The sequence below is a fragment of the Bacteroidota bacterium genome (genome assembly GCA_025059945.1).
GTDB lineage: Bacteria > Bacteroidota > Rhodothermia > JANXDC01 > JANXDC01 > JANXDC01.
The window spans coordinates 96,306-107,929 of sequence record JANXDC010000010.1 but is presented as its reverse complement, the minus strand read 5'-3'; the positions used below and the strand labels follow the sequence as shown (position 1 = coordinate 107,929).

Here is an 11,624-nt window from a genome sequence, read left to right as displayed (position 1 = left end):
ACGAACACCGAGGGGGCGCGCAGCCGGGTCTTCGATGCGGACTTCGCCCGCGAGCAGCTGCGTGTGGCCAAGCTGCAGATCCTGCAGCAGACGGCCACGGTCGCCCTGGCGCAGGCCAACGCCAACCCACAGGCGGTGCTCGCTCTGTTCCGTCAGTGATCCCCTATGGGGACACTCACCGCCACCCCGCCGGCCGGGCTTGCGAGCCCGGCCAGCGTTTTTTAGGGGCCTTTCTTTTCGAGGAACGACGCTGCGCGGTATATTTCGTGCGGCATCCATGAATCGGCACGCAAGGAGAGGGCCTATGTCGCACAAATGGGTCTATACGTTCGGCGGGGGGTCGGCTGAGGGTCGGGCCGATATGCGGGATCTTCTCGGCGGCAAGGGGGCAAACCTAGCCGAGATGAGCGCCATCGGCTTGCCTGTGCCGCCGGGCTTTACCATTACAACCGAGGCCTGTCGGTACTACTACGAGCACGACAAGAGCTATCCTCCGGAGCTCTGGGAACAGGTGGAGGAGGCCTTGGGCTTTGTGGAGCGCCTCATGGGGCGCCGCTTTGGCGATCCGACTGCCCCGTTGCTTGTCTCCGTGCGCTCGGGCGCCGCGATTTCGATGCCCGGGATGATGGATACGGTTCTCAATTTGGGCATAAACGACGCTGTGGTCGAGGGCCTCATCCGCCAGACCCAAAACCCGCGCTTTGCCTGGGACGCTTATCGGCGTTTTATCGACATGTTCGGGGACGTGGTGATGGGCGTCGATCACGCCCATTTCGAAGAAGCCCTGGAGGCGCTCAAGCGCGAACGCGGTCTACGTGAGGACATCGAGCTTACGGCCGAGGACCTGCGCGAGCTCACGAATCGATACAAAGCCATCTACCGGCAGCACACCGGGCACTTGTTTCCGGAAGATCCCCGAGAGCAGCTGGATCGGGCCATTCGGGCGGTCTTTGAGTCCTGGAACAGCGAACGGGCCATCAAATACCGGCAGATCAATAAAATCCGAGGCCTATTGGGCACGGCCGTAAACGTGCAGACAATGGTCTTCGGCAACATGGGCGAAAGCTCGGGCACCGGCGTCTGCTTTACGCGCAACCCTTCGACCGGAGAGCGAGAGCTCTACGGGGAGTACCTCATCAACGCGCAAGGTGAGGATGTCGTAGCGGGCATCCGGACCCCCTTGCCCATCGCCGCCCTAAAGGCACAGATGCCCGAAGTATACGAGCAGCTCTGGGAGATCGCCGCTTTACTGGAGCGGCACTACAAGAACATGCAGGACATCGAGTTCACGGTTCAGGAGGCTCGGCTCTACATCCTGCAGACCCGTCACGGCAAGCGCACAGGACCGGCTGCGGTGAAGATCGCCGTCGACATGGTCCGCGAGGGGCTGGTTAGCCCTGAGGAGGCGGTGCGCAACCTGGTCGAGCCCCGACACATCGATCAGCTGCTGCACCCGCGCTTCCGGGACGAGGAGGCCTATCGCAAAGCCGGGCGCGTCGTCGGCCGCGGGCTTCCGGCCTCGCCTGGGGCGGCGGTGGGACGCGCCGTTTTCTCTGCCGAAGACGCCGAGGCCTGGCGCGCCCGAGGGGAGCGCGTCATCCTGGTGCGCATTGAGACCTCTCCAGAGGACGTCGGGGGCATGCACGCAGCAGAAGGCATCCTGACCAGCCGGGGCGGCATGACAAGCCATGCGGCCGTGGTGGCGCGCGGTTGGGGCAAGCCTTGCGTGGCCGGCTGCGGGGACATCGTGATCGACTACGCCGCAAGATCCTTCACCAACGGCCAGGTGACGGTGCGCGAGGGCGACTGGATCTCCATTAACGGCACCACGGGGGAGGTTATTCTGGGCGCCGAGGAGCTGGTCCAGCCCGAGATGAGCGGGGATTTTGCGACCTTCATGAGCTGGGCCGACCAATTCCGAACCCTGCGCGTACGAACCAACGCCGACACCCCAGAGGACGCCCGGCTGGCCCGCCGGTTCGGGGCGGAGGGCATCGGGCTCTGTCGCACAGAGCATATGTTCTTCGAGGGGGATCGCATCTGGGCGATGCGCGAAATGATCCTGGCCCAGGATGAGGCCGGGAGGCGTCGGGCCTTGGCCAAACTATTGCCTATGCAGCGGGAGGACTTCTACGCGATCTTCCGCGAAATGGAGGGGCTGCCCGTGACCATCCGGTTGCTGGATCCCCCGCTGCACGAATTCCTGCCTCAGGAGCCGGAGCAACAGCGGGAGATGGCCGAGCGCCTGGGCGTGAGCCCGGAGCAAGTCCGGGCCCGCGTGCAGGCCCTTCATGAGCTCAATCCCATGCTCGGACATCGGGGCTGCCGCCTCGGGATCACGTATCCGGAGATCACGGAAATGCAGGCGCGCGCCATCATGGAGGCCGCCTGCCGGATGGCCAAGGAGGGTAGGGCCGTCTATCCGGAGATCATGGTTCCCCTTGTGGGCACGCCGGAAGAACTGCGTCATCAACGGGAGCTCATCGAGCGTGTGGCCGCCGAGGTGATGCGCGAGCAGGGCGTGCAGGTTTCGTATTTAGTGGGCACCATGATCGAGGTGCCGCGTGCCGCGCTGGTGGCCGATCAGATCGCCGAGGAGGCCCAGTTCTTCAGCTTCGGCACCAACGATCTCACCCAGCTCACCTTCGGCTACAGCCGCGATGACGCGGGCAAGTTTTTGCCCCAGTACCTGGAGGGCAAGATCCTGCCTGACGATCCGTTCCAGACCCTGGATCAGGCGGGCGTAGGGCAGCTGGTGCAGATGGCCACGGAGCGGGGCCGCCGGACGCGCCCAGAGCTCAAGGTGGGCATCTGCGGAGAACACGGCGGGGATCCGGCCTCGGTGGAGTTTTTCTTCAACGTGGGGCTCGATTACGTAAGCTGCTCTCCGTATCGGGTTCCGGTGGCCCGTCTGGCCGCAGCCCAGGCCGCTTTAAAGCGCAAGCCCATCGCGGCTGTGCTCGGAGAAGCTTAGATCGAAAGGTTTCATAAAGTAGCTGCGGGGGCGAGTTGACCCTTGAGCCCGCTTCTTTTGCGTTTGGCACGAAATTCGACGCCTGATCGCGTGCCATCGCAAAACACAGAGGGCTGCTCCTCGTGGAAGGTCGCTCCCTGTGGGCCGGGCTGGCTCGGTTTCCGATCCGGAACGGTCGGTCGTTTCCCTTGGAGCCCCGTCCGACCGTCGCGCTTGTTTTCTCCCCCGACCGCCCCAGCTGTCTGCTGGCGGGGCTTCCAAGCCTGGCCGCTCTGCATGAGCAGCTTGCGCTTTGGATTTCTCCGGCCGCCCAAATGCATCAAGCCAATCCGTCCATGAAGGCGCTCTCAGGGATGCCCCGGACGCTTGATGAGGCCCCGTTTCCTCCACCGCTGGATTCAGCGGGGCCAATGGCTCCATGGGTCGAGGTCAGTGGGGTTCCGCTTGGGCTGGTCTGGGATGAAGGCGGCCGGATGCGTCACCGCATCATCGGACCGGGTCCGGCCGCTATGGCGCGTTCTTGCTACGCTCTCGAAGAGCTAAGCGGACAGCTAGTGCGCTTTCATAGCATAGGGTGAGGCCATAGGTCAAGGCGTTTTTTTGCTTGCAGGCGGGCGCGCCCCACCCCTTCAAGTTGGGATCAACCGTCGTGGATGAGAAGGAGCTCAACGTGGCGGCCTCTTGTCCCGTTTGTGGGGCTTTGGCGTGGCGGCCGTGGGCGGTGGTGCGGGGTTTTGCGATCCTGGAGTGCGCCGGCTGCGGCTTTGCCCAGCTTGCCGAGGAGCCGGAGTCCGACTACACGGAGCGCGTCTACGGGGATGCGTATTTCTCGGCAGGGGGGGCCGGGTATCCGGGTTATGAACACCTGGAGCCCGCCTTAAGGCGAACGGGCCGTTGGTACGGGAGGCTACTTCGCCAATATGGCCCTGCGGGTTGGGTTCTGGATATCGGTTCAGCGGCCGGGTTTCTGCTGCAGGGGCTTCAGGAGGTGGGCTGGCGCGGAGTGGGGCTAGAACCCAACGGGCGCATGTGCGCCTTCGCCCGGGAGAGGCTGGGCCTGGAGGTTCGCCAAGGAGCGATCGAAGCTTTTGAACCGGATCGGCTCTATGATGCCGTGCTCTGGGTGCAGGTTATTGGGCACGTGCGGGATCTGGAGGCCGCCCTGGAGCGGGCCCGCGCCGCCACGCGCCGAGGGGGGTTGTGGCTGATCGAGACCTGGAACCGAAGCAGTTGGCAGGCGCGTCTTTGGGGAAGCCGCTGGCATCATTACGCCCCGCCCAGCGTACGGCGCTGGTTCGATCCCCGCACCTTGTCGGCGCTCTTGCGGCGATGGGATTTTGAGCTGCTTCGCGTGGGACGGCCTCCCAAGCGAACCGTGGGACGTCATCTGCGGGCCTTACTGGAACACCACAGCGCGCGTTGGCCGCTGAGGGGGTTTTGGCGCGCTCTTGGGCGTCTTCTGCCTGAGCGTCTTGTGATTCCCTATCCGGGCCGAGATGTCTTCTATGCCCTCTTTCGGCGCTTCGCTTGCGGTTGGGGCTTTGAGGTGTGCCTTCAGAACCTGGCGGTGGAATGGGCCAGCATAGCGGTAGTCCTTTAGCCGGCTCGCATCGGGATCGGAACAGAGCTTCGACGCTCATCGCTCTCGATGAGCCCGTCGCGCAGCCGAATGATTCGGTGTGCATGCCGGGCCACGTCCTCCTCGTGGGTAACGAGGATGATCGTATGTCCTCGCTCATGCAGAGCGTCAAAAAGGGCCAGGATCTCCGCGCCCGTTTTGGAGTCCAGGTTGCCCGTGGGCTCATCGGCTAGGAGGATCGAGGGGTTGTTTACGAGTGCCCGGGCGATGGCCACGCGCTGGCGTTGTCCGCCGGAGAGCTCGTTGGGCTTGTGATGTACGCGATCGGCTAAGCCCACGGCCTCAAGGGCCCGCAGCGCGCGCGCTCTGCGTTCCGCATACGGCACCCCGGCGTAGATGAGCGGAAGCTCGACATTGCGCAGGCAGTCCTGACGCGGCAGGAGGTTAAAGGTCTGAAACACAAAGCCGATCTCTCGATTGCGGATCTCGGCTAGTTCGTTGTCGGAAAGCTCGCTCACCAGTTTGCCGTTCAGGTAGTATTCGCCCGACGTGGGAGTATCTAGGCAGCCCAGGATGTTCATGAGCGTAGACTTCCCTGACCCCGAGGGACCCATAATGGCCACGTATTCGTTGGGGAAGATCTGCAAGGTGATTCCGCGCAGCGCGTGTACAGGCTCAGCGCCCATGGGATAAACGCGTCTGATCTGGCGCAGGTCGATGAGGGGGCGTTCCGCGCTCATGGCTGTTCACTCCGGGTTGCCGCTGCCGTCTGGCCGCTTGGGCTTTGCGTCGGGTTGATCCTGATGCGGGAGCCGTCCTTAAGCAGGCGGTTTACGGCTCGGAAAGGCCCTACTACCACGCGTTCATCCCCGCGAAGGCCCGAGGTGATCTCGATGTAGCGGTCGTCGTTGATGCCCGTCTCCACGGGCTGCTGGCGGACCCGCTGGGATTCCACCACGAAGACCACGCGTTCCAGCTGCTCCTCGGCCCGGGCCGTATCCGAAGGGGCCCGGCCCGTTTTGCGGGAACGCACGGTCACGGCCTGAATGGGCACAGCCAAGGCCCCGCGCACCGTCCGGGTGCGGATGTCGACCGTGGCCGACATGCCCGGCCGCAGCCGGGGCATGGGGGTGGGGGGGAGCTCGTCCACTTTTAGGGTAGCCGTCGACACCGCCCCGTTTGGTCGGCGGTAGGACCCGTTGATGCGGATGCGCACGGGATACGTGGTTACTTGTTCTACAGTGCCCTGCAAGGTCGTTTTGGCGGAGTTGGCGATGTTGGTCACCTGGCCTACAAAGGTCATGTTCGGATAGGCGTCGACCTCGATGAGCGCCGTATCGCCTTCGCTTACGTGCACGATGTCGTTTTCGTTGATCTCCACGAGCACCTCCATCTGGTCCAACAGGGCGACGCGCATCATCTCGGTGCCGGCCATTTGGCTTGTGCCCACCACGCGTTCGCCGAGCTCGACGGAAAGTTGGCTTACCGTACCCGAGATGGGGGCGTAGATGTAGGTCTTACGCAAGTTGCTCTGGGCCTCCCGCAGCCGGGCTTGAGCGCTTTTGACCTGAAACTGCGCCGATTCGTACTGTGCGCGGGCCGACTCGTACTGAGCCCGGATCGTTTGATAATCGGCTTCCGAAACCACCCCCGAGCGATACAAAGCCTCGGCGCGCTGAAAATCGGTTTCAGCCTTTAGCAGCTGCGCTCGGGCCTGAGCCAGCAAGGCCCGCATCTGGTTGAGGGCTGCTTCGCTTTGCTCGGCTTGAGCCTGATAGAAATCGGGCTTAATCCGCGCCAGAAGCTGCCCCTGGCGCACCCGATCGCCCTCTTTGACGTAAAGCGCGATGATTTCGCCCGAGACATCGGGGGTGATCTTCACCTCGATCTCGGGTCGCACCTTGCCGGCGGCGGAGACGACCTGTGTGATGTCGCGTCTGCTGACCGATTCCACTTGCACCTCGATCGCCTCTGCCGAAGCATCGATCCAGCCCGCACTACGGCCGATCACGTATAGGAGCGTCAACAGTCCGGACGTCAGGCCGGTCCACAATAGGATTTTGCGTGTGGGGGAGCTTCGAGTGCGCCTCATAGTTGTTCGCCTCGGTTGGTGATCCTCCTACTGCACAAGTTGGGCTCGCCCTGCGTTAGCGGACCCCGAGGTCCGAGCGTCCCATGTAATAGTCGAGCATTTTGCGCTGAAACAGAAGCGAATAGCGCGCTTGCGCCTGCAAGGAGGCGGCTCGCACGTAGTTGGTGTTCGCCGTGGTGAGTTCCAACAGGGTGCCGGAACCTACCTGATAGCGCTCGCGTTCGGCTTGCAGGGCCTGCTCGGCGGCCCGCAGCTGCGCAGAGGCTACTTGCCAGCGCTTCTGCGCAGCTTGGTAATTAAGCAGCGCCTGCTGCAGCTCCAGGCGGATGTTTTGTTCCAGCTCCTGTAGCTCCCAGCGAGCGTACTCGTATTGGACCCGGTTACGGGCCACGTTGTTGGCTGTGAGCAGCCGATCAAAGATCGGGATTGAGATGCGCAGGCCTACCGAGGAATACACGTTCTGCCGCCAGAACTGATCCCCGAAGCGAATCGCCTCCAGCCGTTGGGTTTGAGGGTTAAAACGCCGCGCTAAGCTCGAGTAGCCCGACCCGTATGAAAAGGCCAGGTCTAGACGCGGCCAGTAGCCCGCCGTGGCTGCCCGTAGTCCGGCGCGGGCGGCCTCCAGGGCCAATTGGCGTTGGCGATAGTCGGATCGGCTCGCTAGCGCGGCCCGGTACAGAGCCTCAAGCTCGAAGCTCTCCGCCTCAAGCATCTGGGGGTCCGCTTCGGGGGGGACGAGCTCTAACCCCTCAAGGGAGTCTAGCCCGAGCAGCTGGGCCAGCCGAGCTCGATCCAGAGCTAGCCGGTTCTCCGCTTCGATTACGGCTAGCTCCTGCTGTGCCACCTGCGCTTGCTGCGCATATAGATCCGCCTGGGGCCGGACTCCCGAGCGGACGAGCTGTTCAATGCGCTCCAATTGCCCTCGCTGGGCTCGCAGGTTCTCCTGTTCGATGCGCAATAGTTCCTGATCCAGGAGAATCTGCAGAAAGCTCTGGGCTACGGAGAACACCACCGATTGACGGGCGCGCTCCAGCCCTGCCCGTTGCGATTCGAGCTCCTGTTCGGCTTGACGCCAGCCAAACCAGTCGGCGCCGCCGTTGAACAGATTCAGGCTCGCGTCTATGCTCGCGCTGAGTCGATCGCTTCGCTGGTCTGTGAGCTGTCCGGTGGTAAGATCGAATTGTCGGCCGAAATTGCGTCCCGAGGAGCTATTCGCGCTCACGTAGGGCAGGAAGTTGGCTACGCGTTGACGGCGTTGCACCTCGTAGAGCTCCAGCTGGGTTTCCGCTTTGCGGATTGTGAGGTTGCGCTCCAGGGCCACGCGCACGGCTTCTGGCAGCGTTAGCCGACGGGGTTGGGCCCATAAGCCCCCAGCCGAGAGCACGCAGGCGAACAAGCAAACTAGCAGGCGCATAGGAAACCTCCTGCTTGGGCGGGCAAGTCCGTTCGTTAAACGGAGCCCCCTTGGCGGAAGTTGCGGTTTGTTCCGCAAGGGGGATATTTTTGGCTTGCAAACCAAGAGCGTTCCCATGTCCGTCACCAGCGAAGTCGTACGCATTCGCCACCTGCGGCGCACGGTCAAAATCGTCGATCGGCAGGTGGGCCGAAACGCACAGCTCTATGCCCAGGCCATTGCTCAGATCCCGGACAAGGTCCGGCGTTATCCTCACCTGCGGGTACTGATCAGCATCATCGAGCAAGCCCATCCCGACTGGGCTCAGGCGCCGCAGAAGGATCGGCGCATCGCCGAGCTGATCCGCGCCATGGAGCCCTCCTTGGAAGTGGGCGAGCTGCTGGAAGTCGTGCGCGCCATGGAGCAGGAACGCCCCGATCATCGGGGGGGCAGGCCCCACTGAGCGTTCCTTTATGTCCTCATACCATACGGTGCGCCCGATCCGGGGGAGCTTAAGGGCGTCCGTGCGGGTGCCATCGGATAAATCCATTGCGCACCGGACGGCCCTGCTCGCCGCCTGGGCCGAGGGCCCCTCGGAGCTAGTGGGTTTTCCCAGAAGCCGCGATCCTCAGAGCACCTTGAGCTGCCTAAGCGCTCTCGGGGTGCCGGTGGAGTTTTCAGAGCCGGACCGGGTGCGCATCCGAGGCGTGGGGCTTAGGGGGTTTCGCCTGCGGGGACAGCTTTTGGACTGCGGCAACTCCGGCACCACGATGCGCCTGCTCTGCGGCATGCTCGTGGGACAGCGGGGATCCGTCACCCTAGACGGGGACGCCTCGCTGCGACGCCGGCCCATGGAGCGCGTGGCCGAGCCCCTGCGGTGCATGGGGGGGCGTATAGAGACCCAAGATGGGTGTCCACCTGTGCGCATCCAGGGCGCAGGCCGCCTCTGCGGGGCAACGTTTCGGCTCCCCATCCCCTCAGCCCAGGTGAAATCCGCGATCCTGCTAGCCGGCTTGCTGGCCGAAGGAGAAACGGTCGTCTTCGAAGCCTCACGCACGCGCGATCACACAGAACGCCTGCTGGGTCTAGAGCCGGTGCTGACTCCTGAGGGGTGGCGCATAGCCGTTCAAGGAGGTCGGTTGCGTCCCCAGGCCGGCCGATACGAGATCCCAGGCGACCCTTCGGCGGCCGCTTTCTGGGCCGCTGCGGCGGCGCTTGTTCCGGGCTCGGAGGTGGAGCTTCGAGACGTGGGCCTGAACCCCACGCGAACGGCCTTCTTGGAGCTGTTACGCCGGATGGGGGCGGAGGTGGAGGCTCATGTGGAACGCTGGATCGGCCGCGAGCCCGTGGGCCGGATACGGGTGCGGGCTTGCGGCCTGCGCGCTGTGCAGATTGGGGGCTCCGAGGTGCCCGCGCTCATAGACGAGCTGCCCGTAATCGCCGTTTTGGCCGCTATGGCCGATGGGGAAAGCCGCATCACGGGGGCTTCTGAGCTGCGCCTGAAGGAGTCCGATCGCATCCGCGCCATGACCGAGGGGCTGCGGCGCCTGGGGGCCCGCGTTGAGGAGCTGCCCGATGGATGGGCCTTCGAGGGGCCCATTCGAATGCGCGGAGGTCGTGTATCGGCTTATCAGGACCATCGGGTCGCCATGGCCCTGGCCGTTGCCGGCTTGCTGGCCGAAGGGGAGACGATCATCGAGGGGGCCGAATGGGTAGAGGTTTCCTATCCCGGCTTCTGGGAGACCTTGGAGCGCCTGAGCGCCTCCGCGGTTCCTTAGCGGCCCCCCAGCTTCTGTCTAAGACGAACGTTTTCAGGGTTGCGCTCTAGGGCGCGCCGCCAGAGCACGCGGGCCTCATCCAGACGTCCCACCTGCGTGTAGGCGTCGCCCAGGTGCTCCAACACCACGGGGCTGGCTTGGCCCGTCGCCACGGCCCGCTCCAGCCAACGGACGGCCTCCTCATAGCGGCCCATCTGAAAGTAGATCCATCCCAGCGTGTCCAGAAAAGAGGCGTTCTGAGGGTCTGCATCCACGGCCCGCAAGGCCATTGAGAGGGCGCGATCCAGCCGCCGCTTGCCCTCGGCCAGGTGATAGGCGTAGTTGTTAAGCAGAACCGGGTTTTCTGGATCAAGCCCTAAGGCGGCTTCATACAGGCTATCGGCCTCCTCGGTGGATCCGAGCTGCGCGTAGGCGTCGGCCAAGGCGCCCAAAAGCGGCGCCCGTAGCTCCGGCGACACCCCTTGCTCGACCACTTCCAGGCCCTTCCGCAGATGCGAAATAGCCTCTTGCGGACGCTGCTGCTCCAAATAGGCCGACCCCAAGAGCAGCAGCAAGGCCGGCTGTCCGGGATAGAGCTCAACGGCCTCTTGGCCTAGCCTGATGGCCGCATCCGCATCCCTAGCCTCAAGAGCTACTTGCACGGCCCGAAACCACATCTGCGGGTCTTGAGGATTGCGCGTTGCGGCCTTTTCCAGCAGCTTCAGGGCCTCTGCGGGTCGACCGAGACGGGCGCGGAGGTCCCCAAGCCAAAAGCTCAGTTCGGGCTGCTCCGGATCTTGCTCAAGTAGGACCTCCAGCAGCCGTTCGGCCTCCCCTAAGGTTCCCTCCTGAGATAGGGCGCGCCGATGGAGCAGCTCCCCCAGGCGCAGCCGGGAAGAGGCGCCTAGTCCTGGAGAGCGGACCAACGCCTCAAGCATCAGGCGCACGGAGTCCGTCCGGCCCAGCCTGTCCAGCAGTTCCACCCAGTCCAGTTGCGCCTCCACGTCCTGGGGGTCGGCCTGTTGAAGCACTCGGCGCGCCTCCTCCCACCGGCCCAGGTTCCAGTAGTGCTCTAGCAGTTGACGCCGGATTTGCGGGTGTTCCGGATCCGAGCGCCACCAGGCCTCCAGGGTTTTCAGCGCCCCCTCTGTATCGTCCACAAGCTGCAGCAGCTCCAATTTCCATCGGAAAAGCTCCGGCTCGGGTCCGCTCCGCGTAAGCAAGGTGTCCAGCGCGGCTAGGGCGCGCTCCACTTGATTGGCTTGCAGGTACAACTCCGCCAACGCCGACCACAAGTGCTTATCGCGCCGGAAGCGGGCCGCCAGCCGCTCATACTCGGCGATGGCGCGGTCCAGCAATCCGGCCTGGATGTACAGCTCAGCCAAAGTTTGTCGGTACCAGCGCGCATTTTGCTGCGCCGAGCGCATGGAGTCCAGCCGAACGGCTTGCTCTGCGTACCCAATCGCTTCGCGAAGTCGGCCGCGCCGCCCCAAAACTTGGGCTAGCGCGTGCAGGATGCCCGGCTCTTCGGGGTTGAGCAGCAGGGCCCTTGCGTAGCCCTCCTCTGCGGCCTCTAGATCATCCATAAGCTCCCGCGCGAGGGCTCGTGTGAAGAGCTCAAGGGCGCGCTCTTGGTCTGTGAGCGCCGGCCGGCCTAGCTCCAACACCTCAAGCTGGGGAGGAGTCGCCGGGGGTAGAGGACGATTCGCTGCGCAACCCCCAAGCAAGAGGAGCGCCACAAACAGCAGAGGCCCGATGCCGAACAGGCGCATATCATGAAAATAGCACCCTCTCCGGAGGTCGGCAATGGGGCCGTTGAATCCGGAGGC

Annotated in this window: 10 protein-coding genes; 6 read left to right on the top strand and 4 right to left on the bottom strand. The window is 64.0% G+C overall.

The window, feature by feature from the left end; genetic code table 11:
- The 4 genes from NZ993_05800 to NZ993_05785 form a co-directional block, all read left to right on the top strand.
- Nucleotides 1–159: flagellin (locus NZ993_05800; protein MCS7155305.1), on the top strand; the 159-nt coding region annotated here is incomplete at its 5' end.
- 145 nt (nucleotides 160–304) lie between these two features.
- On the top strand, nucleotides 305–2,974 hold the full coding sequence (gene ppdK, locus NZ993_05795; GenBank protein MCS7155304.1) for a pyruvate, phosphate dikinase: 2,670 nt from the start codon (nucleotides 305–307) through the stop codon (nucleotides 2,972–2,974).
- A gap of 122 nt (nucleotides 2,975–3,096) precedes the next feature.
- On the top strand, nucleotides 3,097–3,552 hold the full coding sequence (locus NZ993_05790; GenBank protein MCS7155303.1) for a hypothetical protein: 456 nt from the start codon (nucleotides 3,097–3,099) through the stop codon (nucleotides 3,550–3,552).
- Between the two features lie 92 nt (nucleotides 3,553–3,644).
- Nucleotides 3,645–4,574 carry a class I SAM-dependent methyltransferase gene (locus NZ993_05785; GenBank protein ID MCS7155302.1) on the top strand — a complete coding sequence of 310 codons (930 nt, stop codon included), beginning with the start codon at nucleotides 3,645–3,647 and terminating at the stop codon, nucleotides 4,572–4,574.
- Here the strand turns inward: NZ993_05785 and NZ993_05780 are convergent.
- The 3 genes from NZ993_05780 to NZ993_05770 are packed head-to-tail and all read right to left on the bottom strand — an operon-like array spanning nucleotide 4,571 to nucleotide 8,059.
- Nucleotides 4,571–5,293 carry an ABC transporter ATP-binding protein gene (locus NZ993_05780; GenBank protein MCS7155301.1) on the bottom strand — a complete coding sequence of 241 codons (723 nt, stop codon included), beginning with the start codon at nucleotides 5,291–5,293 and terminating at the stop codon, nucleotides 4,571–4,573. The two genes, NZ993_05785 and NZ993_05780, sit on opposite strands and share 4 nt — an antisense overlap.
- Entirely contained in the window at nucleotides 5,290–6,645 is a 1,356-nt protein-coding gene (locus tag NZ993_05775) for an efflux RND transporter periplasmic adaptor subunit (protein ID MCS7155300.1), read from the bottom strand. Before NZ993_05775 ends, NZ993_05780 begins: the two co-directional genes overlap by 4 nt.
- A gap of 55 nt (nucleotides 6,646–6,700) precedes the next feature.
- Nucleotides 6,701–8,059 (bottom strand): TolC family protein, encoded by a 1,359-nt coding sequence (locus NZ993_05770; GenBank protein ID MCS7155299.1) that lies wholly within the window; start codon nucleotides 8,057–8,059, stop codon nucleotides 6,701–6,703.
- Between the two features lie 115 nt (nucleotides 8,060–8,174).
- Between NZ993_05770 and NZ993_05765 the strand changes: the two genes are divergently transcribed.
- Entirely contained in the window at nucleotides 8,175–8,501 is a 327-nt protein-coding gene (locus tag NZ993_05765; protein MCS7155298.1) for a DUF4290 domain-containing protein, read from the top strand.
- A gap of 10 nt (nucleotides 8,502–8,511) precedes the next feature.
- Nucleotides 8,512–9,816, top strand: a complete 1,305-nt coding sequence (gene aroA, locus NZ993_05760) for a 3-phosphoshikimate 1-carboxyvinyltransferase (protein MCS7155297.1) — start codon at nucleotides 8,512–8,514, stop codon at nucleotides 9,814–9,816.
- Here the strand turns inward: aroA and NZ993_05755 are convergent.
- A complete protein-coding gene (locus tag NZ993_05755) occupies nucleotides 9,813–11,567 on the bottom strand; it encodes a tetratricopeptide repeat protein (protein ID MCS7155296.1) in 1,755 nt (584 codons plus the stop codon). The genes aroA and NZ993_05755 overlap by 4 nt on opposite strands.
- Nucleotides 11,568–11,624 lie beyond the last annotated feature (57 nt).

What these genes read in the sequence shown, in the direction of transcription:
- ppdK (MCS7155304.1), top strand. Translation starts at nt 305, where the DNA reads ATGTCGCACAAATGGGTCTATACGTTCGGCGGGGGGTCGGCTGAGGGT.
- NZ993_05780 (MCS7155301.1), bottom strand. Translation starts at nt 5,293, where the DNA reads ATGAGCGCGGAACGCCCCCTCATCGACCTGCGCCAGATCAGACGCGTT.
- NZ993_05775 (MCS7155300.1), bottom strand. Translation starts at nt 6,645, where the DNA reads ATGAGGCGCACTCGAAGCTCCCCCACACGCAAAATCCTATTGTGGACC.
- NZ993_05770 (MCS7155299.1), bottom strand. Translation starts at nt 8,059, where the DNA reads ATGCGCCTGCTAGTTTGCTTGTTCGCCTGCGTGCTCTCGGCTGGGGGC.
- NZ993_05765 (MCS7155298.1), top strand. Translation starts at nt 8,175, where the DNA reads ATGTCCGTCACCAGCGAAGTCGTACGCATTCGCCACCTGCGGCGCACG.
- aroA (MCS7155297.1), top strand. Translation starts at nt 8,512, where the DNA reads ATGTCCTCATACCATACGGTGCGCCCGATCCGGGGGAGCTTAAGGGCG.
- NZ993_05755 (MCS7155296.1), bottom strand. Translation starts at nt 11,567, where the DNA reads ATGCGCCTGTTCGGCATCGGGCCTCTGCTGTTTGTGGCGCTCCTCTTG.